This is a genomic window from Mycobacterium palustre, assembly GCF_002101785.1.
Lineage (GTDB): Bacteria > Actinomycetota > Actinomycetes > Mycobacteriales > Mycobacteriaceae > Mycobacterium > Mycobacterium palustre.
This window is the reverse complement of sequence record NZ_LQPJ01000157.1, coordinates 17315-40522: the sequence shown is the minus strand read 5'-3', so window position 1 is coordinate 40522 and position 23208 is coordinate 17315. Positions and strand designations below refer to the sequence as shown.

The following is a 23208-nucleotide window of genomic DNA, read 5'->3' as shown; positions in this document are numbered from 1 at the left end:
CTAGCTCCCCGCGGAAGGCTTTGGCGAGGACGGCTTGGGAGCTGCGGTCGATGATTTTCGATGCTGACCGAAACCGTCCTTCGATTCTGTCGGCTAGATCGAGTGCAGCATCGAGCCGAGACATGATCTCGGACCTCGTTGCCGAGCTAGGAAGTGGTACGGGGACCGTATTCAGCACCTTTTGATTGATCTTTGGCATGTTCCCAGCGGATCCGGTAGCACGCTGTCGCAGGTACTGTCTCGCCTGAGGCGCGAGCAGCATGTACCAGACGAAGCGTGGGTCGATGTCCTAACGAACTCGGGCTCGAATCATCAGGTCGGGATAGATGTATGCGTTCGGCTCGCCGTCGTATAGTGCTGGCACGCCGACGTATTCCGCCGTGTTCCCCCGTTGGATGACAATGTCGCCTGGCTTCAGCCAGACCGGTGAGTCTTGCGGGAATGACTCATCGGTGTACTTAAAGTGCCTACCGTCGAAGTAGCCGCTTGTGGTCGCCGTCAGCGTGAGAACACGAAAGGGGGTCTCATGGCTGACCGGCCGAGCCGAGTAACCGTTCTTGAGTGGCTCTCGAAGGATCGCAGCGAGTGGCATTAGGCCTTCGGATGCGTCGTCCTCGACCGCTCTTCTGTATGCGGTGGCGAGGACGGCTTGACGAAAGTGCTCGACCGCGCGATGTGCTACTGCGAGATGTGTCGCCGAGGACTGCCGCTTCGCCTCGATCGCGCGTACTGCTCCAGCAATTAATCGTTGCTGTGCTAGCGGAGGTATAGGCAGAAGAGAGTCGTTGAGCTTCGCCTTTGTGATGTGAGCTAATCCGACTCCCCCCTGGGCCTGCTCAATGTAAGCCCGTGTGTTTACGTCGAGGGCCAGCTTTAAGAAATCGCGGTCAAACTGCTCATCGGAGAAGTCGACACGAAAGATGTGCTGATTGATCCACGCGTCTGGGCCGTCCCAGATATGCGCACCGAAGGACGTACCCGGCGTTCCGGACCATGCGTAGAGCAGATCGCCACGCCTAGCAGCGAACTTCTCCGGTAGTACACCGTTGAAGTGGCTGAACGTCGCATCTGGTGACTTGAGATTCTGGATTCGGATGATAGGTCGTCCGTCGGACGTCCACTCATTTGCTTTGAAGGCCCAGCCATTTTGAAGTCTGAGTGCGTCACCCACACGAACGTGGTGCCATCCTCCCGGGAGAGTGTTCGCGTCGATTACGTTCACGCTGGTCCTCCGTTGCCGTTGCCTTCCAACACCTTTTGGATGTCGGCAAGGTCGTCGAGAGCAAGGTGGAGTTCCTCCATCGCCCCAGTGATGAGTTCCTCGGGGTCGAGCAGCTCGTCGGGGTCGTCGAGTTCCTCGTCGCGGATCCACTTGAAGGCGTCGAGTTTGTAGTGGTGCTCCTTGACCTCGTCGATAGTGAAGCTGCGCCAGCGCCCTTCCGCAGACTGCTTCTCAGATCGCTTGCTTAGTCCGTTGGGGTCGTCGCCGTAGCACTTTTCGAACTCGGCGAAGTGCTTGGGACTAAGCGGCCGACTCTTCTTGGTGATCTTTGGCACGTTGGAACGGGCGTCATAGATCCAAGTGCGCTCGGTCGGCCTGCCTTTGGTAAAGAAGATGACGTTGGTCTTGGTGCCCTCGGTGTACGGGCTGAATGTGCCTCGCGGACAACGCAAGACGGTGTGTACGTCGCAGTCCTCCATGAGCACATGGAACACCTCCCCAGCCTGCTGGGCAAACAGCACGTTGTCGGGTACAACCACAGCAGCGCGGCCGCCCTTCTTGAGGGTGGTCAGGATGTGTTGCAGGAAGTTGAGTTGTTTGTTGCTCGTCTGGACGACGAAGTCCTCTCGGTCTGGAGCCTGGGCCGCCCCCTTTGTGCCGAATGGCGGATTCATCAGGATGACGTCGAAGCGCTGGTTGCCCGGTGTCTCATAGATCGAATCGCCAAGCGTGATGTGCGGCTCGACCTGGTGCAGGTAGAGATTCATCAGCGCCAACCGACGAGGGCGTTGCACAAGTTCGTTGCCGTAGTAGGTCTGGGTACGGATGCGCTTGGCCGTATCACGGTCGAGCGCACCACCTTTGGTCTCAGCCTTCAGCCACTCATATGCAGCGATGAGGAATCCGCCCGTACCGACGGCCGGGTCGCAGATCTTGAAGTCCTTGCTCAGGCGAGGGTCGGGCTTCATGCAGCGCACCATCGACTGAATGAGGATGCGCGGGGTGAAGTACTGACCGGCACCCTTCTTGCCCTCGCTGGCAGCCTTCTCTAGTAGCCCCTCGAACGCTGCAGCCTTGACGTCGGTATCGATGGCAGTCCACTCGGTCTCATCGATCAGGCCGATGAGCTTTTTCAGGTTGACCGGATTTCCGAAACGATTCTGCGAGCCGGAGAAAATGTCGCCGAGAATGCCGTGTTCCTTGCCCAACGTGCGCAACGCCTCGACATAGGCGTCGAGCAGGTCACTGCCGGACTGCTTACGCAGATATGGCCAGTCGGTGTGCTCGGGTAGTTCCGCACCGCGCTCGTCCGCCATCTTGATAAACAGCAGATACGTCAGCTGCTCGATGTAGTCGCCGTAGTCGACGCCATCGTGACGCAGGACGTGGCAGAAGCCCCAAAGTTTGTTTACGACATCACCAGTTGTCATGCGGCGACAAGCTCCTTATTCAGTTCTTTGATCAGTTCATCAAGTTTTCCGTCGAACACTCGATTAGCTCGTCCCCATCCACCGCGTGCGGACAGGATGGGGATGACTTCGAAGTCCTCCCGCTCGATGCTGAGGTTTTCCACCAGGTGTTGGCGGATGTATTCCAGCCACTTGGTTTGATCGTCAGTCAGCTGACGACCGGCGGCGACTTTGGCTACGGCGGCGTTGACCCTTTCCTCGGCTGTCAGCAGCGGTGACTCGTCAATGGCTGCGCGCTTGACCATAGAGATGATGTCGACCAACGCTTTGTGATGGGTCGCTTTGAACGCCCGTTGTAAATTGTCGTCGGTGAAGTGTTCCGGCGCCTGACTCAACGCGTCTCGCAGTTCGCGTAGAGCATCCGCACTCCAGTCATTCGGCCGACCAATCAGAATCTGCACCGCTTCGATCTCGCGCTCGTGCTCCTCGACGAACCGGACGAACAGTTGCAGATAATCCTCGGGCTTGTACTCCTTGCCAATACCGGCTTTGATCATGACCTCGGATTCGACAGTGTCGGTTACGCCAGAGGCGATAACGAAGTGTGTTCTCGCGCGCGGATACTCGACACAAAGCTTGAGGAAGTCGGCGTCACGCAGGATCTTCATCGTACCCGCGAAGTCGCCGCGCAGCTTGGCGGGTAGATCCTCTGCGAAAGCAGCGACGTCGCCATCAGGGATGAAGCGGGCAAACAGCTCCCGGGCCTCGCCGCTCATATTCTTGTCGATGCGCTGCAGGCGCTTGACGAGGCGTTTGGTGTTGTAGTCGCGGTCGCGGTTTTGCCAGATGTCCTCGACGATCTGAGCGATCGTCTTGCTGTCTCCCTCGGGCGGCTCAACTGTCATGCCGGTGGTGGCCCGGAAGTACTCGAGCAGGGTGCCGTCGAAACAGTCGAAGACGACGAAGTTCGTCTTCGGTGGCAGCAAGTCAGTCGAGCGGCGGGTGCCGCGGCCGAGCATCTGCTCGAACAGGATGCGGGACTTGACCGGCCGCAGGAACACCAGGAACTCAAGATCGGGTATGTCGACGCCCGTCGTCAAAAGGTCAACCGTGACAACGATTTTCGGGTTTGGCCGATTACGAAACTCACGGATCTTCTGCAGCGGCCGATCAACGCGTCCGGTGATCTTGCCCGCGAACGACTCGCCCCGGCCAAACACATCCTTGGCCAGCTCCACCAACTGATCGGCGTGCGACACATGCGGCAAATCGTTGGCGGCAAAGATAAGCGTCTTTGGAAAGCGACCGGTTTCGGCTTCGTGCGCTTCGGCGTACTTTTTCAGTTCGGCCAGCACCTTGCGATTGCTGTCGGGTGCCGTTATTTCTCGCTCCACCTTTGAGGCGTCATAGGCACGCTCATCCTCGAGCAGATCGAGTTGCCGGGCGCCGGAATCAGGGTCCACCTGGTCGACCTGCTCGCCCTCGTTGAGGAAGACCCCGTTCATGCGTACATCGCTGCGCACGCGTACGACTTCGTAGTCCACGAGGTAGCCCTCGCGGACTGCACGCTCGTAGTCGTAGCGATAGACCAAGTTCTCGAAATAGGCCATGGTGTGGGCAGCCGGCGTTGCCGTCAGCCCAACCTTGATGGCGTCAAACCAATCCAGCGTGTCCCGCCATACCGCGAGCTCCTTGGCCGAGTATCCGCGGTGGCATTCGTCGGCCACGATGAGGTCGAAGGCGTGGATAGGGATGTCGAGCTTGTTGGCGTCCTCGTCGCCGCCGTCCCCTTCGCCAAAGTGAATCCCGGCGTCGCGACCGAACAGGTTGATACTCATCCGCTGGATGGTGCTGACGTAGACAAACGCGTCACCGAGTTTCGGGTTCGTGAGCAGTGAATTTGGCATCACGTTCGGGTCGAACTTCTCGTCCTTATCGAAGTCATTCTGTTGGAAACGCTGCGAATAAAGTGGGTAGAGCTTGTCGAACTTGAGACCCGGCTCAGCTTCGAAACTGGCGAAGGCTCGCACCGTCTGCGCGGCCAGTGCGCGGCGGTCGACCAGGAACAGCACACGACGGGCGACGCCTGACTTCATGAGTCGATAGATCTCATTGACTGTCATCAGCGTCTTGCCGGTACCTGTCGCCATCGTCACCAGCATCTTGCGCTTACCGTTGGCCATACTCTGCTCGATGGCTGTGTTGGCCTCGACCTGATACGGCCGCAGTTTCGGATTCAGCGGGATTGTGCGCAGCTTGGCGAACTCTGCCTCAACGTCGCGTTCGAGCAGCTCTCTCAGGGCGTTCGGTGTGTGAAACGCAGCCACCTTGCGCGAGCGGTTCTGCGGACGCCGTACATCGTGAAACCATGTCTCTTCGCCGTTGGTTGAGTAAAGAAACGGCACACCGAATTCACCCTGCCACGCCTGATCAATTTTTATCGCCCTGGCGTAGCGCTCGGCCTGCGGCAATATGCCTTGCGCACCGACCGTCAGCTTCTTGGCTTCTACGACGCCACGCAGTGCATGTTCATCGCAAAGCGCATAGTCAGCGGGGCCGACATCGGTCGGCCACTCTTCGACGGCCTTCCCGGAGGGAATGTCGGCAGCCATCGACGCATCGAACGGCGTGACTGCCCAGCCCGCCGCCGCTAACCGCGGGTCAATGCGGGCTTGCCGTGTCGCCTTCTCGCTCTCCATCGTTGCTATCGAGCACTCTATTCCGGTTGTTATTGATAATCATTGTCATTTAGCAAAATATCTGTCGTTTTACCAGTTCAGGGGCTGCTTGAGCGGACTCGGAGCACGCTTTAGCTCGGGCATTTGAGGGTAAACCAGCCTTGTGACATCCGAGGATGATCGGATCGGCCGCCCGATGAATCTGTTGGCGAGGACTTAGCTGCAGCTCCAACACGCATTAGGAGAGTAGATGAATAAGACGGCAAATTCAGGCGCATCGCCAACCCATGTCAAGCTGCGGCCGAATCAAGTTGCTGGCGCGGGCGAGCACTACGTTGCGGCCGAGATCACCGGCGAGGTGGCTACGCCGTGACGTTCAGCGGCAACACGCCGAGTATCGATATCCTGGCGAGCGACGTCGAACAGCGGGAAACGGTCGGCATTCAGGTCAAGACACGGCGCAGCGGATCTTTGGCACGCCTACCTCCTGCGCGATTCTGCCAAGTCCGGCGACGACCCCACGAAGAAGCACTTTTGGGTCTTTGTCGACCGCTCGGGCGAAAATCCTGAGTACTACATCGCGCCCGCTCAGTGGGTGCGGCAGGACATCCGCAGAGCACATAAGGCATGGCTCGACAAGGTTGGCGGCACCGGCCTCGTTCGCCTGATAGTCAGCACCTGCAATCACCGAGCCACGCATCCGCAAATAAAAGTCGCGCTGGGACATTCTGGGCATCTTGCCGGTCTGAGCGACTACCTGTTGACCCCGCTCCCATCGCGCCGTCAATAAAGCTTGTCAACATCTTCCTCTATTTTCGTGGTCATCATCGACAAATAATCTGCGACCACTTCGTCGTCCGGCTCGGGATCAATACGGACTGGAAATTGCTTCTCATAGATCAACTCCTCGTAGGTACGGTCGTGTTCTAAAAAGAACGTGCGAGTGACGCCTTGCGGCGTGGCGATTTCGATATGCGCCATCGGCCGGTACGGATGATGGTAGAGCCGGAAAACTGTGTTGTACCAAGTCAATTCAAGCCGCAGTCCGTCGACCGGTTCGAGCTGTACGCGGGGACTATTTCGCGGGATCGGCGGAGGTGCTTCGTCAGACCGTCGCTGATCCCTGCCGGTTCCAAAATCTGACATGGTCACGCCTCGTGTACAGATCGATTCAACTTGTGATGTCAGGAAAAAAAGGGGGGCACCCTTGTCCGTTCCGGTGCCCCCTAATCGCGTACTGATGAAGTTAATTATTGCGGTGGAATCTGCTTGAACCGCTTGATGGCAGCTTCTGCCGCCGCACGACGCTGGATGTTGTTGAACTGCTCATCCACGTAGGCGTCGGTCATCGCTTCTTCGTTGTAGCGTCGGATTCTTGCGAGTGCTTCCTGGTGTGCGCGTGCAGCTCTTTCGTCAGCCAACTGCTCATCGAAGGACTTCGGCCGCTGGAAGTCATCGTCCTTGATGAACCAATCGCCGAGTTTGAGCAGCGTCAAATAGGCGATGCACAGCACCAGCCCGATGAGGCCGATGGCGATCCCGACGTCCAGGGCACCGAACCATCGCTCGACTGTCTAGAAATCTTCCATCAGTAATCTCTCTCGTTCATTACCTTGCGGATGGTGTTCATGTTCTGGTGCGTCCGGTCGTAGGCGAGCCTCGCTGACTACAACAACGGTGTCCTTCACGGCGCGTGGATCGACGCAGCCCGCGAACCAGCCGACATCCGGGCAGACATCGACGCCATGCTGGCCGAGTCACGGCAGCCCGGCGCGGAAGAGTTCGCCATCCACGACTACGACCAGTTCGGGCAGTGGCGCATTCACGAAAACGACCCGATCGAACTTGTCGCGGGGATCGCACGTGGCATCAAGGAGCACGGCTACGCCTTCGCTGCCTGGGCGGAAGTCAACGAAGCCACCCCGGAGCGTTTCGACGACTTCACAGAGGCGTACCTCGGCCGCTACGACTCGGTGCAGGATTATGCCGAGCAGCTCATCGACGACCTCGGCTACACCGCCGAACTGGCGAAGCTGCCGGACGCGCTGCGGCGCTACTTGCGCTTCGATACCAAAGCGCTCGCCCGCGACATGGAGCAGGACGGCCAAATCCACCCGGTCGGGAGCTCCGATGATGGCGTCTGGATCTTTAAAGGCGATGTATAACCTTTTATCAGCCACCGAAGCGCCATCAATTGAGGTCGTCGTCTATTTAGCAGATACTACGCGAATTATGCGCGTTGTGAAATTGTCTTTCTTTATTGAATTAATTCAACAATCCATTGTACAATGGGACGTAGTAAGGGAGACATTTTTCATGACGCCAGAACAGACGCGACAATTAGTAGGCTTGCTCTCAAGAAAGCGTGCAGAGGCAGGCCTCAGTGTCAATGAAGTCGCTCGTAGAGCCCTTGTTGACCCTGGGACAGTATGGCGAATCGAGCAAGGCTCAATTCCCACCCCAAGAGCGGAGAGCCTCACGGCCATCGGAGGGGTCCTCGGCATCCCGGCCGTCGATCTCTTTGCAACTGTTGGATGGATTCCAAGTCGGGAGTTGCCCTCATTCGGGCCCTATCTCCGCGCCAAATACCCCCAGTTGCCCGACGGGGCACTGCGAGAGATTGAGGCGTATTTCGAAGCTGTCGCAGGCAAATGGGGCATCGTCGGCATTGATGCGGGAGAGAGTCCGCTCGGTGCCGCCTCGACATCGAGCGACGCGCTCGATTTACCGCTAAAGGAAGCCTCTCAATGAGCGATGCCCGTACAGATGAAAACTCGAGCACGCCGGCCGCCGCAGTCATCTATCTGCGCGTATCAACAAAGGACCAGGCGCAACGAGGTGGTGAAGCTGAGGGCTTTTCGATACCAGCCCAGCGCGACGCCTGCACGAAAAGGGCGGAGGCACTCGGGGCTACCGTCGTCATGGAGTTCGTAGACGCGGGTGAATCGGCCCGTTCGGCGGCTCGACCCGAACTCCAACAGATGCTCGACTTTCTCCGGAAAAGGCCCTGCGACTACGTCATCGTCTACAAGGTTGACCGACTGGCCAGAAACAGAGTCGACGACGTTGAGATCAACCTCGCGATACAGAAGGCGGGTGCAAAGCTGGTTTCCGTCACCGAGAACATCGACGAGACGCCTTCAGGGGCGCTGCTGCACGGAATTATGAGCTCCATCGCCGAGTTTTACTCCCGCAATCTTGCACAGGAGGTTGTGAAGGGTCTTACACAGAAAGCGCGCACCGGCGGCACCATCTCCCGTGCGCCGCTCGGCTACCTGAACGTCCGTGAATTCGTCAACGGGCGGGAGAATCGTCACGTCATCATTGACCCCGAGCGCGCTGACGACATCCGCTGGGCGTTCGAAGCCTATGCCACCGGCGAGTGGAGCCTCAGCCGCCTGGCTGCGGCGTTGGAGGTACGCGGCTTCACCCAACGTGCGACGCAGAAGCAGATCGAAAAGCCAATCAGGCGAACACAACTGCACGCAATGCTGCAAAACCGCTATTACGCCGGGTACGTCACCTTCCGCGGCGTCAAGCACAAAGGAAGCCACGAGCCCCTCATCGATGAAGAGACTTTCGAGCGTGTCCAGGAAGCACTGCGCTCACACAATCAAGCGGGCGTACAGCAGCGTAAGCACCTGCACTACCTAACGGGGAGCCTGTTCTGCAAGCGATGCAAATCGCGAATGTTGTACATGATCACCAAAGGGCGACGCGGCGGAACCTACGAGTACTTCGCCTGCACCGGTCGTCATAGCGGCCAGAACGGATGCGACCTGCCATACGTACCGCTTTACAAGATCGAAGAGCAGGTCGACGAACTGTGGCAACATGAGCAAGACGAATGGGAACGCGTCGGAATCCCGCAGATTTCCGAAGGGCTACGCGATCAACTGCGGGCAGCGCAGGGCGCCGCCGCCGAGCAACGTAGCGTGCTGGATCGCGAGATCGGCAAAATCAAACGGCAGCGCTACAAGTGGGCTGACCAAGCCATGGATGGCGTCGTCCCTGCAGATATTGCCCGAGAGAAGCAACAGCAGCTTGCACGCCGACTTGCAAGCCTGGAAGAGCAACGCAGCCAGATCGCTCAAGCTAATTCGGCGGGCGAAGACGTTCTGATGGGCACGATTGAGCTGATCCGAAACTGTGGAGTGGCCTACAACAAGGCCGGCGTTCAGCTGCGCCGCGTGTACAACCAGGCCTGGTTCGAACGAATCTACGTCAATGTCCAGTACCAGGACATGGCGCTAGCAGGAGAGCGCAGCGAGACCCTCGAGACCCTTCACGCGGCGGCGCGCGAAGTACGAGAACTCCAGCAACAACAACCTGCGGCAACCACAGGTCAGACTGAAAAAGAGACCAACGACCGGGGTGAGAATTCTCCTGGTTGGTCTCGTGTTCAGGGTTTGATAAGTACCTATTTGGTGGAGCTAAGGGGACTCGAACCCCTGACCCCCACACTGCCAGTGTGGTGCGCTACCAGCTGCGCCATAGCCCCAAGTCGTGCCCATCGAAGCTACACCACTGCCACGGGCCGTTCAAAGTCGCTGGTGAGGGCCGCACCGGTAGCGCATGCGCCAGCGGATTCACGGATCGCCTATGCCCGCCCTCCCAGGGGCCCGAGTGACGGATGTGACGCGACGGGCGCTCACCCGATGACCGAATTCACCACTTCCCGGGCGACCTTCTGCACCTCGGCCAGATGCTCGGGCCCGTTGAAGGACTCGGCATAGATCTTGTAGACGTCCTCGGTGCCCGACGGCCGGGCGGCGAACCACGCGTTGGCCGTCGTCACCTTCAGCCCGCCCAGCGGGGCGCCGTTGCCGGGCGCGGTCGTCAGCTTCGCGGTGATCGGCTCCCCCGCCAGCTTGGTGGCGCCCACCTCCTCCGGCGACAGCCTGGACAGCCGGGCTTTCTGCTCCCGGTCGGCCGGCGCGTCGACCCGGGCGTAGAACGGGGTGCCGTAGTTCGCGGTCAGCTCCTGGTAGCGCTGCGACGGGCTCAACCCGGTGACGGCCAGGATCTCGGAGGCCAGCAGGGCCAGGATGATGCCGTCCTTGTCGGTGGTCCACACCGACCCGTCGCGGCGCAGAAACGACGCCCCCGCCGACTCCTCGCCCCCGAAGCCGATGGTGCCGCCGATCAGGCCGTCGACGAACCACTTGAACCCGACCGGCACCTCGACCAGCTTGCGGCCCATGCCGGCGACCACCCGGTCGATGATCGACGAGCTGACCGCCGTCTTGCCCACGGCGATGCCCTCCGGCCACGACGGCCGGTGGTTGTAGAGGTAGTCGATCGCCACGGCCAGGTAATGGTTCGGGTTCAGCAACCCGCCGTCGGGCGTGACGATGCCGTGCCGGTCGGAGTCGGCGTCGTTGCCGGTGGCGATCTGGTAGCGGTCCGAGGTGGCGATTATCGAAATAAGCCCGGCCATGGCGTCCGGCGAGCTGCAGTCCATCCGGATCTTGCCATCGTGGTCCAGCGTCATGAACCGCCACGTCGCGTCCACCAGCGGGTTGATTACCGTCAGGTCCAGGCCGTGCCGCTGCGCGATCTCGCCCCAGTAGTCGACGCTGGCGCCGCCCAGCGGGTCCGCCCCGATCCGCACCTTGGCCTCGCGAACCGCGGCGATGTCCACCACGTTGGGCAGGTCGTCGACGTAGGTACCCAGGTAGTCGTAGCGCTCCACGGCGCCCAGCGCGCGGGCCAGCGGCACCCGCTTGACTCCGGATCGGCTGCGCAGAATCTCGTTGGCGCGCTTGGCGATTGCGTTCGTCGCGTCGGTGTCGGCGGGCCCGCCATTGGGCGGGTTGTACTTGAAGCCGCCATCGGACGGCGGGTTGTGCGACGGCGTGACCACGATCCCGTCGGCCAGCGCCTCGGTGCGTCCGCGGTTGTACGTCAGGATCGCGTGGCTCACGGCCGGCGTCGGCGTGTACCGGTCCCGCGAGTCGATCATGGTGAGGACGTCGTTGGCGGCCAGCACCTCCAGCGCCGACACCCACGCCGGCTCCGAGAGCCCATGGGTGTCGCGGCCGATGAACAGCGGCCCGGTGGTGCCGTGGGCCGCGCGGTACTCGACGATGGCCTGGGTGATCGCCACGATGTGGGCCTCGTTGAACGCGCCATTGAGCGCCGACCCGCGGTGACCCGACGTGCCGAACGCAACCTGCTGGGCGACGTCGTCGGGGTCGGGCTCGATCGAGTAATACGCCGTCACCAGGTGCGGCAGATCGACGAGGTCTTCGGGCTGGGCCGGTTGACCGGCGCGCGGGTGGGCCATGGTTACCAATTCTGCGCGTCGCTCGACGCGCGTGTCGCTCTATGCTGCGAAGCGTTCACCCGCCGGAAAGGATCGAGCCGTGGCACAACCCGACTATCGCGAGTTGGCCGCGGTTTTCGCAGGCGGGGCGCTGGGCGCGCTGGCCCGTGCCGCGCTGAGCACGCTGACCGTCGACGACCCGGCGAGCTGGCCGTGGCCGACGTTCGCGGTCAATATCGTCGGCGCCTTCCTGGTGGGCTACTTCACCACCCGGCTGCTGGAGCGATTGCCGTTGTCGAGCTATCGGCGCCCCCTGCTGGGCACCGGATTGTGCGGCGGGTTAACGACTTTCTCCACGATGCAGGTCGAGACGCTGAAGATGATCGAGCACGGCCACTGGGCCCTGGCCGTCGGCTACACCGCGAGCAGCATCGTGCTGGGGCTGCTGGCGGTGCACGCGGCCACCGCCCTGGTCCGCCGCGTGCGGGTGCGCCCGTGACGGCGGAGACGGCCTTGGTTTGGGCAGGGGTGGTGCTCATCGGCGGCATCGGGTCGGTGCTGCGCTTCGTGGTGGATCGCTCGGTGTCCCGGCGCCTGGCCCAGCCGTTTCCGTTCGGGACGCTGGCGGTCAACGTCAGCGGCGCCGCGCTGCTGGGCCTGATCGGCGGGTTGGCCCTCGACAAGGACGCGGCGCTGGTGGCCGGCACCGCGTTCGTCGGGGCCTACACCACCTTTTCCACGTGGATGCTCGAGACCCAGCGGCTCGGCGAGGAGCGCCAAACGTGGGCGGCGCTGCTCAACATCGTCGTCAGCGCCGTCCTGGGCTTGGCCGCCGCGCTGCTCGGACAATGGGTTGCGGAGCACCTATGAACCAGCCGTGCCTGAAGCTGACCGCCTACTTCGGCGAGCGACAGCGCGCCGCCGGCCAGGGCAGGCGGTTCCTGGCCGACGCGATGCTGGACCTGTTCGGCGCCGGCGACGTCGCGACCAGCGTAATGCTGCGTGGCATAGCCAGTTTCGGGCCACGCCACGAGTTGCGCAACGACATCTCGCTGAGCCTGTCCGAGGACCCGGCGGTGACGGTCGCCGCGGTCGACGTCGAGCCCAAGGTCCGTACCCTGCTCGACGACGTGGCCTCCATGACCGGCCGCGGGCTGATCACCCTCGAGCGGGCCCGACTGGTAAGCCGGCGACTGGGCACCGACGCCGCGCGCGACCTCGAAAGTTTGAACGACGGAAATCACGGCGACGCCGCGAAGCTCACCGTCTACGTGGGCCGACGCGAGCGCATCGCCGGAAAACCGGCGTATTACGCCATCTGCGACCTGCTGCATCGGCACGGGTTTGCCGGTGCCATCGTGCTTCTCGGCGTCGACGGCACCGCTCACGGCGAGCGCTACCGGGCCCACTTTTTCGGCCGCAACGTCAACGTCCCGCTGATGATCATCGCCATCGGGTCGACCTCCCAGGTCGCAACGGCGGCAACGGAATTGGCCGCCATGGTGCCCGACCCGCTGCTGACCGTGGAGCGGGTGCGGCTGTGCAAGCGCGACGGCGAGTTGTTCGGACGCCCCCAGCGGCTGCCCGCGACCGACGACCACGGGCGCACCTTGTGGCAAAAGCTGATGGTCTACACCGCCGAGGCCACCATGCACGACGGGCTGCCGCTGCACCGCGCGCTCGTGCAGCGACTGCTGCGCTCCCAAACGGCCCGCGGGGCCACCGTGCTGCGTGGCATCTGGGGGTTTCACGGAGACCATAAACCCCACGGCGACAAGCTGTTTCAGCTCGCGCGGCGTGTCCCGGTGGCCACCATCATCGTCGACACCCCCGAGTCGATCGCGCGCAGCTTCGACATTGTGGACGAGGTGACAAGCCGCCACGGGCTGGTGACCAGCGAGATCGTGCCCGCGGCGCTATCGCTCGACGAGAATCAACGGCTCGGCGACATCACGCTGGCACAGCACGACTACTGACGCCCGGGTGTCTGGCCGCCGCGAAGCTTGGGCACGTCGTCGGGGGTCCGGGGCAGCGCGTACAGCGCCATCCGCCGGTTCGACATGTCGTGCTCGCCCAAAAACACGCAGCCACCCGCCTCGCAGAACCGGCGCGCCATCGTGTTGCGGTGATCGGGATCGAACATGATCCGGCGGCACTGCGGCTCGGCGCCGAGCACGCTGGCCACGAAATGCGGCAGCAGGTACTGGGCGATCCCCTTGTTGGTGAATTCCAGGGTCGCGATGGCGGCGTGCAGGCCCAGGTCGTAGGGATCGCACTGGTACCGGGTGGCGATGGAATCCTTTGCGGCCCGGTATAACTCGACATATCCGTGGTCCACCCCGTCGAGGCTGGCGACGAACGGTCGCGAGTAGTCGCCCTCGAGCTGGGCCCGCAGGTATCGCCGCCAGCGCGACGCCGGCCACACCGATTCCCACGCTTGGGCCAGGTGCGGCCGGCTCATCCACTCGGCGATCATCTCGGCGTCGGCGTCCGGGTCGGCCAGCCGAAACGCGTACGGTGCTGGCACCTCTGGCATGGGTGGCGGTGGGACGTTGCGGACCTCGTCGCTGATGTCGGTCAGCTGCCGCGGCAAGATCACTTCGGTTTCGCTCATCTCAGACCGGGAGCCTACCCAAAGTGCTACAGCGCACCCATCCACCGGTCGGCGAGCGCCGAAACTTAGTCGGCGGCCAGCGCGCCAACGTCGCCGACGCTGGGGTCGCACAGCGCCGCGGACACGGATCGCTGTTGCCCCCAACCACAATCGGGATGCGACGATCGTCGTCGCGCCACAACGTCCGCATCGCCGCGACATATTCGGCGGTACGGGCGGCGCGGCGCTCGAACGGCACCCCGAGCGCGGCAAACTCCTCGCTGGACCAGCCGACGCCCACGCCGAGCGCCAGGCGCCCGTCGGTCAACCGATCCAGGCTCGCGGCCTGCTTGGCCACCACGGCCGGGTTGTGCTCCGGCAGCAGCAGGACACCCGTCGCAACGCCGACCCGCGACGAGGCGGCGGCGAAGCTCAACGCGATCAGCGGACCTAGCCAATCCGACTGCGCCGGAACGGATATCACGCCGTCGACCGAATACAGCTAGCGCGATGCGGGCCGGTCCACCATAACAACGTGCCGTCCGAGCCGCATCGCACGATCGTCTCACGACGCTCAGCCGCCCCTGAGCACCTTCGCCAGCACCGCGGCATGACTGGCGTCCACTTCGCGCGTGGCCGTCACCAGGGTCACGACGCCACGCCTGGCCAGCTTTCGCAGCTCGGCCAGTGCCGCGCTGTCGCCCAACTCCTCGGCGTAGCGGGCGGCGAATTGGTCGAACCGCTCCGGCTCGTGGTGGTACCACTCCCGCAGTTCCTTCGACGGCGCGATGTCGTTGCACCAGACGCCGACGCGCGGGTCGTCCTTGCGGATCCCGCGCGGCCAGATGCGATCCACCAGGACACGCTGGCCCTCGTCCGGGTCGATCTCGTCGTACACCCGCGCCACCCGGATCCGGCTTTTGGCGGCCATAGCGCTCAGCGTAGCGACGTCAGTGGCCCGTGCTATGGTCGAAAGTATGTTCGAATCGAGTCGGGACCCCCGCGCCGGCGAGGCCGCGCTGATCGCGCGGATCGCCGAGCTGGAGCGGGCCAAGTCGGCGGCCGCCGCAGCTCAGGCGCGTGCCGCCGCGGAGCTCGATGCGCTGCGGCGCTCGAACGAGGCCGCCGCCGGAGTGCCGGCCGCCCGGCGCGGACGCGGGGTGGCCAGCGAGATCGCCCTGGCGCGGCGGGATTCGCCCGCCCGGGGCAGCCGGCACCTCGGGTTCGCCAAAGCCCTGGTGCACGAGATGCCGCACACCCTCGCGGCGCTGGAATGCGGGGCGCTGTCGGAGTGGCGGGCCACGCTGATCGTGCGCGAGAGCGCCTGCCTGGACATCGATGCCCGCCGCGCACTGGACGCCGAGCTGTGTGCCGACCCGGCCCGGCTGGACGGCATGGGCGATGCGCGGGTAGCCGCCGCGGCCAAGTCCATCGCCTACCGGCTGGACCCACACGCCGTCGTCGAACGAGCGGCCAAGGCCGAATCCGAGCGCACGGTGACCATCCGGCCGGCCCCCGACACCATGACGTACCTGACCGCCCTCTTACCGGTCACCCAGGGTGTCGCGGTGTACGCGGCGCTCAAGCGGGCCGCCGACACCACCTTCGACGACCGCTCGCGCGGCCAGGTGATGGCCGACGCTCTCGTCGAGCGGGTCACCGGGCGCGACGCGGCGGTCCCGACTCCCATCGCCGTCAACCTGGTGCTCACCGACGAAACGCTGCTCGGCGGGGGCAGTGCGCCGGCCGACATCAGCGGCTATGGTCCGATCCCCGCGGCGGTTGCCCGATCGATGGTCTCGAACGCCATCTTTGATCGGCGCTCGAGGGCGACGCTGCGCCGGCTCTACGCGCATCCCCGGGCCGGGGCGCTGGTGGCGATGGAATCACGCGCGCGGCTGTTTCCACGCGGGCTGGCCGCGTTCATCGAGCTGCGGGACGGCCGTTGTCGCACCCCGTACTGCGATGCACCGATCCGACACCGCGACCACGCTCAACCGTGGGCCCGGGGTGGCCCCACCTCCGCGGCCAACGGTGTGGGTTCGTGCGAGCGATGCAACTACACCAAGGAAGCGCCCGGCTGGCGTGTCACCGCCGAAATCGGCGAAAACCACACGCACACAGCCGAATTCACCACACCAACGGGTGCGACCTACCGGTCGGCGGCCCCGCCCCGGGGGCCCACCGTCGAGTACAGCAGTGTCGAACTACGAATCGGCATCGCGCTGGCCAAGCACGCGGCTTAGGTCGACGACCTCGCCGCGGTTGATGCTGACCCGGTCGCGCCCGTCGAGGGTAGGGCGCCGGCCCCGTCGGCGGATCCACCAGGACGGGCCCAAGGTGGTCGAGTCGCCCAGCGCCGCATCCAAAACCGCGGCGTCGATCTCCTCGAGGCTGAAGAATTGCCCAGCTGTTGACGAACGTCGCGGCCCACAGCGAGGTCTGGTAGGCGAACGGGCACATCGGGTCGAAGTGAAAATCCACCACGGTGCTCATCGCCACGGCCTCAGCTCAGTAGTGATAGGTGTCCGTCGGCGCCGGCGAGTGCACCCGTTCCTCGTCGTCGAAGTCGGAAACCTCGATGCCGTACGCCCGCGCCAGCTCGAGGATCTTGGTGGCCCGCGCGATACGCGGCAAATCCGAGCCGTTGCGGATCTCTCCCCCGTCACGCTCGAACTCGGCGAAAAACTCCTTGGCCCAAGAAATTTCGTCTTGGGACGGCGACAGGCCCTCGTTCACAACGGCGCATTGGTCCGGCGACAGGCAGATCTTGCCCGTCATTCCGAACTCGATGGACACCGCCGTGGCCTCGATGAGCTTCAGCGCGTTAGAGCCGATCGTCGGCCCGTCGATCGCGCTGGGCAGGTTGGCCGCCTTGGCGGCGATGGTGAAGCGCGACCGCGCGTAGGCCAGGGTGGTCGGATCTTCCCCGAAACCGGTATCGCGGCGGAAGTCCCCGATGCCGAAGGCGAGCCGGAACGTGCCCTTGGCCGCGGCGATCTCGGTGATGCGCTCCAGACCGCGGGCGGTTTCCACCAGCGCAACGATGGGCACGTTGGGCAGCCGCTGGGCCGTCTCGGTCACGTGGTCGACCGATTCGACCATCGCCAGCATCACCCCGCCGACCGGGGTGCCGGCGAGCGCCGCGAGGTCGTCCGCCCACCAGGGAGTGCCGAACCCGTTGATGCGGACCCAGTCGGTGTTGTCGGCGCCCAACCACCGCACGACGTTGTGGCGCGCGGCGTCCTTGTCCTTGGGCGCGACCGCGTCTTCGATGTCGAGCACGACGATGTCGGCGCGGGAATGCGCCGCCGCCTGGAACCGGTCGAAATGAGCGCCGTTGACCAACAGCCAGCTGCGAGCCAAGACGGGGTCGATGCGTGAGCCGATGTCGGCGGGGTCCGGCGCGTGGCCGTCGACCTGGTCATACATTGCGTGGTCTGTCGTCATCTTCGTTCCCGTGGGGGCTAGCTATTGGTTTCCTAAACCGTAGCGGCAGGTCACCGCGGCCTGTGCGCGCGGCGCCACAACAGGCCGCCGATCACCAAAGCCACGACCGCCAGCAGCATCGCAAGCAAGGACTGCAGCGCGAAGACCGCAAAGTCGCTGGCGTCGTAGTAGTCGGTGTCGCCCACGCATTGGAAGCTCACGCTGGTGCCCGAGTGACCCGGTTTGTGGCCCAGGTCATGACCGCTGCCGCACACGATCGGGCTCATCCACAGCGCGGTCGACGGAAAAGCGGCCGTGACCGCCGCCGCCCCGCCCAGGCAAAGCCAGAGCCCCCCGCCGAGCCGGGACGTGGCCACAGATACGGGGTCGTGCGGGTCGCACCGGTGGTAGACGACCTGGCCCCCCACGATGATCTTGCCGCCGGCGGTCCCGGCGACCCCGCCCGCTCGGCCAGCTGGCGTTCCAGCTCGGCGATGCGCTGTTCGGCGCCCCGCTGATCCATCAGCAAATGATCGCACCGTTTATCCGCCGTAACAGGGGGTAGCCGGTACCTCGCGGCGCTAGGCCCTTGGGCCTGCGTTGCGTGTCACGGGGCTAGAACCTACTGGTCCCAAACTCTTTCTGGGTCAGTGTCGTGCGCGACGCGCCCGGAGCAGTCAATCTCAGGAGTAACCATGCGCAGGACCATCGCAGTCATTTCCACTACCGGGGCACTGTTGTTCGGTGGGGCGGGCGTCGCGAACGCCGCCGTCGAGACCGCTACGGCGCCGCAAACAACCTCAACCACGTTGGCGGACAACAACAATGACCAGCACAACGACAACTCCGGGCTGTGGGGCCTGCTCGGTCTGCTCGGCTTGGGCGGGCTCGTCGGGCTTAAGCGCCGCAAAGACACCGCCGCGGGCACCGGAATCGGGACGACCAACACCGGGCGCGGCGTCTAGCCGCATCATCGTCGGGCCCCCGTCAGGCGCTTCGCGCGTTTGGCGGGGGCTCGCGCGGGTATGTAGTGGCAAGCGGCGTACAGCCCACAGCCCGCATTCATGAATTCTTTTAATTAGTGGAGGTATCGGCGATGGCCGACATGATTGTCCAATCGCCCGAGGAAGTTGTCGCGTACCTCAAAGCGCAGCACAACCTGATCGAGGACATGTTCGACGACGTGCTGCACGCCTCGGACCCGCAAGCCCGCGAAAAGCCGTTCGTGGAGTTGCGGCAATTGCTGGCCGTGCACGAGACCGCCGAGGAGATGGTGGTCCATCCCCGCGTTCGTCGCGAGGCCGATGCGGGTGACGGCATCGTCGACGCACGGCTGAAGGAAGAGCACGAAGCCAAGGAACTGTTGTCGGAGATCGAAAAGCTCGACGTCACCTCCCAGGAGTTCATCGACCAGGTCACCAAGCTGCGCGACGCCGTCCTCGATCACGCGCGGCACGAGGAGAGCGAAGAATTTCCGATCCTGCAGCGCGAACTCGACTCCGACGACCTCAAGCGGATGGGGTCCGCGGTGCGCGCCGCCGAGGCCATCGCGCCGACCCGCCCGCACCCGGGCGTCGAATCGGCGAAGCTCAACTTCGCCGTCGGGCCGTTCGCCTCGATGCTCGACCGCGCCCGCGACCTGATCAAGCAGGCCATCGGCTAGCACGGCCTTCCGTAGTCTCGGTGCTGTGAGCGTTGCACCGGGCATGACCGTGGCGTTGCAGGACCGGTTCTTCCGGGACCTGCCCGAGATGGCCGTGCGCTGGCAAGCCGAGACCGCGCCCGACGTGCGGCTGCTCGTGCTCAACGAGCCGCTGGCCGGCCGCCTCGGCTTCGACGCCGCCTGGCTGCGCGGGCCCGATGGGCTGCGTTTCCTGGCGGGCAACCTGGTCCCCGCCGGTGCCACGCCGGTGGCCCAGGCCTATGCCGGGCACCAGTTCGGCGGGTACGTCCCGCGGCTGGGCGACGGGCGGGCCCTGCTGCTTGGCGAAGTCCTCGACGACCAGGGGCGGGTGCGCGACATCCACCTCAAGGGCTCCGGCCCCACCCCGTTCGCGCGCGGCGGCGACGGCCTGGCGGCCGTGGGCCCGATGCTGCGCGAGTACCTGGTCAGCGAGGCGATGCACGCCCTCGGGGTGCCCACGACGCGGTCCCTGGCCGTGGTGGCCACCGGGCGCCAGGTGCAACGCGACGCCCTGCTGCCCGGCGCCGTGCTCGCCCGCGTCGCCAGCAGCCACCTGCGCGTGGGCAGCTTCCAATACGCGGCAGCGAACAACCAGGACCTGCTGCGACGCCTCGCCGACCACGCGATCGCCCGCCACCACCCCGGCGCGGCCGAGGCCGAGCGGCCCTACCTGGCGTTGTTCGAAGCGGTGACCGCCGTGCAGGCGTCGCTGGTCGCGAAGTGGATGCTGATCGGGTTCGTGCACGGGGTGATGAACACCGACAACATGACGATCTCCGGGGAAACCATCGACTACGGGCCGTGCGCCTTCATGGAGGCCTACGACCCCGACACCGTCTTCAGTTCCATCGACTTCTGGGGCCGTTACGCCTACGGCAACCAGCCGGTGATCGCGGGCTGGAACCTCGCCCGCTTCGCCGAGGCGCTGCTTCCGCTGCTTTCCGATGACCTCGAGGACGCCGTCGCGCTCGCCGAGGGATCGTTCGCGGTGTTCCAAGACCGCTACGACGCCGTCTGGTCGTCGGGGATGCGCGCCAAGCTGGGCCTCTCCCCGGACCTCGACGCGCGGGCGGTCGCGTCGCTGGTCGACGAGCTGCTCGCGCTGCTGGCCGAAAGCCACGTCGACTACACCTCGTTCTTCCGCCACCTCGCCCGCGCGGCGAAGGGCGACGCCGAACCCGCGCGCGGGATGTTCATCAACCTGGCCGGCTTCGACGACTGGCTGTCACGCTGGAGGGCCCTCGATCCCGACGCCGCGCTGATGGACCGCACCAACCCGGTCTACATTCCCCGCAACCACTTGGTCGAAGAGGCGCTGACCGCCGCGACGGCCGGCGACCTCGATCCGCTCGAGCGGCTTTTAGATGCCGTCACAAACCCGTACCACGAACGGCCCGGGTTCGAGCGCTACGCCCGCCCCGCGCCCGACGATTTCGGGGCCTACCAAACCTTTTGCGGCACCTGAGCTAGCGCGCGACCAAGGTGCTGAAGAGATCCGTTCGTCTTGAAATGCGCGGCCGCACGTTCGCTGATTTGGGGTGCCCGCCAACACGAACGCGGCAACCCTGCGCATCCGATCTTGATTCGACCGAGCAAGCTTTCCGAAAGCGAGTGTGAGCATCCGCTGAGCCCGTTATTTTTATTACCTATGACAGGACCGGGGGATCCTCTCGCACGTAGGCAGCCGTATGTTGGCCATTCGCAACGCCGGAAAAAGCTCGAACCAGATCCCGATGTGCGCCGCGCCATCGTGGACGCCGCGTCACGGTCCGTGCGGGAGCAGGGCGTCCGCGGGCTGAGCGTCGCCGCGGTTTTGGAACGCGCCCAACTGAGCACACGGGCGTTCTACCGGCACTTCGACTCCAAGGATCAGCTGGTCGCGGCCGTCTTTCTGGAGATGACGCGCAGCGAGGTCGGTCGGCTGAGGGCCAGGATGGCCGAAGCCAGCGACCCGATCGAGGCGGTAGCCGCCTGGATCGACGGACGACTCGACCTGGCGTTCGACGAGGACATCAAGGCGGAGCTGCGCCAAGTCTCGCTAGAGGCGCAATCCAAGGCGTTTTCGTCCCCGGAGATGGTCGCGCCCGCCTACGGCGCGATCTTGCAACCGCTGGTCGAGCAGCTCCAGCGTGGCCTGGAGATGGGGGTGTTCCAGGACATCGTCCCGATGACCGCGGCCAAGTCGATACACGGAGTCGTCTGGGCCGGCACCCAGCGGCAGTGGGCGACGAACCATTGGGACCGCGACGAAGTGCGCGACCGGGCGCTGCGCTTTTGCCTGCGCGGGCTGGGTGTGGCGCCACAGACGATCGAACAGATCACCGCCGACGGCGCAACGGCGGGCTAGGGTCTAACCGGACTTTTCAGCCCGCACGTCAGCCGATTGAACATCCCAGGGTTTCTTGCGACCGCCTCCCTGGGTACCTAGCCACCTATGAAACCTGTGCAACCGGCCCCCTCTCGACAGGCATTCATGAGCAGCCCGCTGTCACGAAGACGAAACAAGCTGGCCCCCGACCCCGACGTCCGCGGCGCCATCGTGGCCGCGGCGTCCAGATCGGTCCAGGACCAAGGCGTTCGAGGCCTCAGCATCGCCGCCGTCCTCGAGCGCGCCCAACTGAGCACCCGCGCCTTCTACCGGCATTTCGAATCCAAGGACCAACTCGTCGCCGCCGTCTTCTTAGAGATGGCCCGCCGCGAAACACAAAGGCTCAGAAGCAAAATGGCCAGCGCGAGGTGCCCGGTGGAGGCGGTAGTGGCCTGGGTGGACGGACGGCTGGAGCTCGCATTCGGCGAGACCGCCGAATCCGATCTGCGCCGCCTGTCCCTCGAGGCTCAGTCCAAAGCGTTCTCGTCGCCCCACGTGGTCGCGCCGGCGTACAGCGCGATCCTCGAGCCGCTCACCGAGCAGCTGCAGCTCGGCCTGGAACTCGGCGTGTTCGACGACATCGCTCCCGCGACCGCGGCGAAGTCGATCCACGGCGTGGTGTGGGCGGGCACCCAGCGGCACTGGGCGAGGCACCGTTCCAACCATCGGGAAGTGCGCGACCGTGCGCTTCGCTTCTGCCTGCGCGGGCTCGGCGTGGCGCCGGACATGATCGAACGCGTCACCGCGCGCGACGCGCCCGTCGGCTAGCAGCAGCCGCCGCCGCAAGACGAAAGGATCGGCGGTGGCTACCATGGCCCTCATGGCTGAGCCGGGCCCGGCTGGCGAGGAAACGTTCGCGCTCAACCGCGCCGAGACGGTTGCCGTACCCAGTCACGCGTCTTTTAACGACGCCGACCGCACCTCCCCGCGCGACTACGGCGACAGCGTCCCGAGCGAGCCGGCCGTCGCCCGCGAATCATGGGGCGCCACTTGGCGTAAAGCCGCCGCGCTGCTGCTGGGTGGTCTCGCGCTGGCGGGCGCGATCGTGCTCGCCTTCTGGTTGCTGAGCCCGGACCCCAAAGGCCCGAAGGCGCCGCCCGCGGCCACCACCGGCCCCACCGCATCGGCGGCGCCGGCCACGCCGTCGGCCGCCCCGTCGTCGATCGTGTCCACGCCGGATCAGGACAACAAATACATCCAAGACCTCAATGACCACGGCATCTCATTCGCCAATCCGGAGGCCGCCGTCTACAACGGCAAGATCGTGTGCGACGACATCCGGCAGGGCATGACGGTGCCGCAGATTGTCGCGGCATTTCGGTCGAGTAATCCGTCGCTCGCCGATAACGCCGACACTTATGTCGCCATCTCGGTTCGCGCATACTGTCCGCAAAACGCCAACCTGGTCGGCGGCGTGCCGTAAATCGGCTATCCGGCGTCGGCGCTCGGCGATACGATCGGCCCATCGTCTACACGGACTCGAGTTGATCATGGATCGCTTACGACGCCGCCGGGCCGCCCGGGCCGTGACCGACTAGCGCGCGTGTCGAGGGCCGA

The 23208-nt window shown here is 64.4% G+C and carries 24 protein-coding genes, 1 tRNA gene and 4 pseudogenes; 14 read left to right on the top strand and 15 right to left on the bottom strand.

Going from position 1 to position 23208, the window contains the following annotated elements:
• Window positions 1-289: 289 nt before the first annotated feature.
• Genes AWC19_RS28650 through AWC19_RS28640 form a run of 3 tightly spaced genes read right to left on the bottom strand, consistent with a single transcriptional unit; the run spans window position 290 to window position 5243 of the window.
• The gene (locus tag AWC19_RS28650) at window positions 290-1222 is read right to left on the bottom strand and encodes a restriction endonuclease subunit S (protein ID WP_085081438.1); all 933 of its coding nucleotides are present in this window, start codon (window positions 1220-1222) and stop codon (window positions 290-292) included.
• Window positions 1219-2652, bottom strand: coding sequence for a class I SAM-dependent DNA methyltransferase (locus AWC19_RS28645; protein ID WP_085081437.1), 1434 nt, complete (start codon window positions 2650-2652; stop codon window positions 1219-1221). The genes AWC19_RS28650 and AWC19_RS28645 overlap by 4 nt, the downstream gene beginning before the upstream one ends.
• A complete protein-coding gene (locus AWC19_RS28640; protein ID WP_085081436.1) occupies window positions 2649-5243 on the bottom strand; it encodes a type I restriction endonuclease subunit R in 2595 nt (864 codons plus the stop codon). The genes AWC19_RS28645 and AWC19_RS28640 overlap by 4 nt, the downstream gene beginning before the upstream one ends.
• Window positions 5244-5559: 316 nt before the next feature.
• On the opposite strand from AWC19_RS28640, the gene AWC19_RS31350 reads away from it, so the two are divergent.
• On the top strand, window positions 5560-5682 hold the full coding sequence (locus tag AWC19_RS31350; RefSeq protein ID WP_264072595.1) for a hypothetical protein: 123 nt from the start codon (window positions 5560-5562) through the stop codon (window positions 5680-5682).
• A gap of 75 nt (window positions 5683-5757) precedes the next feature.
• Here AWC19_RS31350 and AWC19_RS29530 read toward each other — a convergent pair whose 3' ends face one another.
• The 3 genes from AWC19_RS29530 to AWC19_RS28630 all read right to left on the bottom strand — a co-directional run bounded on the left by AWC19_RS29530 (window position 5758) and on the right by AWC19_RS28630 (window position 6823).
• The gene (locus tag AWC19_RS29530) at window positions 5758-6036 is read right to left on the bottom strand and encodes a hypothetical protein (protein ID WP_142281472.1); all 279 of its coding nucleotides are present in this window, start codon (window positions 6034-6036) and stop codon (window positions 5758-5760) included.
• Window positions 6037-6092: 56 nt separating this feature from the next.
• A complete protein-coding gene (locus AWC19_RS29525; RefSeq protein ID WP_142281471.1) occupies window positions 6093-6455 on the bottom strand; it encodes a hypothetical protein in 363 nt (120 codons plus the stop codon).
• Between the two features lie 104 nt (window positions 6456-6559).
• A complete protein-coding gene (locus AWC19_RS28630) occupies window positions 6560-6823 on the bottom strand; it encodes a hypothetical protein (RefSeq protein ID WP_085081434.1) in 264 nt (87 codons plus the stop codon).
• A gap of 150 nt (window positions 6824-6973) precedes the next feature.
• On the opposite strand from AWC19_RS28630, the pseudogene AWC19_RS28625 reads away from it, so the two are divergent.
• The 3 genes and pseudogenes from AWC19_RS28625 to AWC19_RS31720 form a co-directional block, all read left to right on the top strand.
• Window positions 6974-7474: pseudogene (locus AWC19_RS28625) on the top strand (antirestriction protein ArdA); the annotation flags it as partial.
• Entirely contained in the window at window positions 7440-8060 is a 621-nt protein-coding gene (locus AWC19_RS28620; RefSeq protein ID WP_245849410.1) for a helix-turn-helix domain-containing protein, read from the top strand. The pseudogene AWC19_RS28625 and the gene AWC19_RS28620, both read left to right, overlap by 35 nt.
• Window positions 8057-9121: pseudogene (locus AWC19_RS31720) on the top strand (recombinase family protein); the annotation flags it as partial. The gene AWC19_RS28620 and the pseudogene AWC19_RS31720, both read left to right, overlap by 4 nt.
• A 72-nt stretch (window positions 9122-9193) precedes the next feature.
• Here the strand turns inward: AWC19_RS31720 and AWC19_RS29505 are convergent.
• The 3 genes from AWC19_RS29505 to pgm all read right to left on the bottom strand — a co-directional run bounded on the left by AWC19_RS29505 (window position 9194) and on the right by pgm (window position 11598).
• Window positions 9194-9403, bottom strand: a complete 210-nt coding sequence (locus AWC19_RS29505; protein WP_142281469.1) for a hypothetical protein — start codon at window positions 9401-9403, stop codon at window positions 9194-9196.
• A 331-nt stretch (window positions 9404-9734) separates the two neighbouring features.
• Window positions 9735-9810: transfer RNA gene (locus AWC19_RS28610), tRNA-Ala, on the bottom strand.
• 150 nt (window positions 9811-9960) lie between these two features.
• The gene (gene pgm, locus AWC19_RS28605; protein ID WP_085081431.1) at window positions 9961-11598 is read right to left on the bottom strand and encodes a phosphoglucomutase (alpha-D-glucose-1,6-bisphosphate-dependent); all 1638 of its coding nucleotides are present in this window, start codon (window positions 11596-11598) and stop codon (window positions 9961-9963) included.
• Window positions 11599-11677: 79 nt separating this feature from the next.
• Here pgm and crcB (AWC19_RS28600) point away from each other — a divergent pair, with 79 nt between their 5' ends.
• From crcB (AWC19_RS28600) to AWC19_RS28590, 3 genes are read left to right on the top strand one after another with little or no spacing between them, the layout of a single operon-like run.
• A complete protein-coding gene (crcB, locus tag AWC19_RS28600) occupies window positions 11678-12076 on the top strand; it encodes a fluoride efflux transporter CrcB (protein WP_085081430.1) in 399 nt (132 codons plus the stop codon).
• Window positions 12073-12447: a fluoride efflux transporter CrcB gene (gene crcB, locus AWC19_RS28595; protein ID WP_085081429.1), complete on the top strand. Its 375-nt coding sequence runs from the start codon at window positions 12073-12075 to the stop codon at window positions 12445-12447. The genes crcB (AWC19_RS28600) and crcB (AWC19_RS28595) overlap by 4 nt, the downstream gene beginning before the upstream one ends.
• Window positions 12444-13553 carry a DUF190 domain-containing protein gene (locus AWC19_RS28590; protein WP_085081428.1) on the top strand — a complete coding sequence of 370 codons (1110 nt, stop codon included), beginning with the start codon at window positions 12444-12446 and terminating at the stop codon, window positions 13551-13553. The genes crcB (AWC19_RS28595) and AWC19_RS28590 overlap by 4 nt, the downstream gene beginning before the upstream one ends.
• Here AWC19_RS28590 and AWC19_RS28585 read toward each other — a convergent pair.
• The 3 genes and pseudogenes from AWC19_RS28585 to AWC19_RS28575 all read right to left on the bottom strand — a co-directional run bounded on the left by AWC19_RS28585 (window position 13547) and on the right by AWC19_RS28575 (window position 15101).
• A complete protein-coding gene (locus AWC19_RS28585; RefSeq protein WP_085081427.1) occupies window positions 13547-14191 on the bottom strand; it encodes a GNAT family N-acetyltransferase in 645 nt (214 codons plus the stop codon). The two genes, AWC19_RS28590 and AWC19_RS28585, sit on opposite strands and share 7 nt — an antisense overlap.
• A gap of 106 nt (window positions 14192-14297) precedes the next feature.
• A pseudogene (locus tag AWC19_RS28580) lies at window positions 14298-14714 on the bottom strand (LLM class flavin-dependent oxidoreductase); the annotation flags it as partial.
• 30 nt (window positions 14715-14744) lie between these two features.
• On the bottom strand, window positions 14745-15101 hold the full coding sequence (locus AWC19_RS28575; protein WP_085081426.1) for a DUF488 domain-containing protein: 357 nt from the start codon (window positions 15099-15101) through the stop codon (window positions 14745-14747).
• Window positions 15102-15147: 46 nt separating this feature from the next.
• Between AWC19_RS28575 and AWC19_RS28570 the strand changes: the two genes are divergently transcribed.
• Window positions 15148-16416: an HNH endonuclease gene (locus AWC19_RS28570; protein ID WP_085081425.1), complete on the top strand. Its 1269-nt coding sequence runs from the start codon at window positions 15148-15150 to the stop codon at window positions 16414-16416.
• A 158-nt stretch (window positions 16417-16574) separates the two neighbouring features.
• Here the strand turns inward: AWC19_RS28570 and AWC19_RS31715 are convergent.
• The 3 genes and pseudogenes from AWC19_RS31715 to AWC19_RS28555 form a co-directional block, all read right to left on the bottom strand.
• Window positions 16575-16666 (bottom strand): annotated as a pseudogene (locus AWC19_RS31715) (mycothiol-dependent nitroreductase Rv2466c family protein); the annotation flags it as partial.
• 15 nt (window positions 16667-16681) lie between these two features.
• Window positions 16682-17602, bottom strand: coding sequence for an HpcH/HpaI aldolase/citrate lyase family protein (locus tag AWC19_RS28560; RefSeq protein ID WP_085081424.1), 921 nt, complete (start codon window positions 17600-17602; stop codon window positions 16682-16684).
• 68 nt (window positions 17603-17670) lie between these two features.
• On the bottom strand, window positions 17671-17976 hold the full coding sequence (locus tag AWC19_RS28555) for a hypothetical protein (protein ID WP_142281467.1): 306 nt from the start codon (window positions 17974-17976) through the stop codon (window positions 17671-17673).
• Between the two features lie 318 nt (window positions 17977-18294).
• Here AWC19_RS28555 and AWC19_RS28550 point away from each other — a divergent pair, with 318 nt between their 5' ends.
• The 6 genes from AWC19_RS28550 to AWC19_RS28525 all read left to right on the top strand — a co-directional run bounded on the left by AWC19_RS28550 (window position 18295) and on the right by AWC19_RS28525 (window position 23074).
• Window positions 18295-18564 (top strand): WGxxGxxG family protein, encoded by a 270-nt coding sequence (locus tag AWC19_RS28550; protein ID WP_085081422.1) that lies wholly within the window; start codon window positions 18295-18297, stop codon window positions 18562-18564.
• A 131-nt stretch (window positions 18565-18695) separates the two neighbouring features.
• Window positions 18696-19262: a hemerythrin domain-containing protein gene (locus AWC19_RS28545; RefSeq protein WP_085081421.1), complete on the top strand. Its 567-nt coding sequence runs from the start codon at window positions 18696-18698 to the stop codon at window positions 19260-19262.
• 25 nt (window positions 19263-19287) lie between these two features.
• Window positions 19288-20748, top strand: a complete 1461-nt coding sequence (locus AWC19_RS28540; RefSeq protein ID WP_085081420.1) for a protein adenylyltransferase SelO — start codon at window positions 19288-19290, stop codon at window positions 20746-20748.
• 183 nt (window positions 20749-20931) lie between these two features.
• Window positions 20932-21630, top strand: a complete 699-nt coding sequence (locus AWC19_RS28535; protein WP_085081419.1) for a TetR/AcrR family transcriptional regulator — start codon at window positions 20932-20934, stop codon at window positions 21628-21630.
• 126 nt (window positions 21631-21756) lie between these two features.
• Window positions 21757-22419 (top strand): TetR/AcrR family transcriptional regulator, encoded by a 663-nt coding sequence (locus tag AWC19_RS28530; protein WP_085081418.1) that lies wholly within the window; start codon window positions 21757-21759, stop codon window positions 22417-22419.
• 52 nt (window positions 22420-22471) lie between these two features.
• A complete protein-coding gene (locus tag AWC19_RS28525; protein WP_245849406.1) occupies window positions 22472-23074 on the top strand; it encodes a DUF732 domain-containing protein in 603 nt (200 codons plus the stop codon).
• Window positions 23075-23208: the final 134 nt, after the last annotated feature.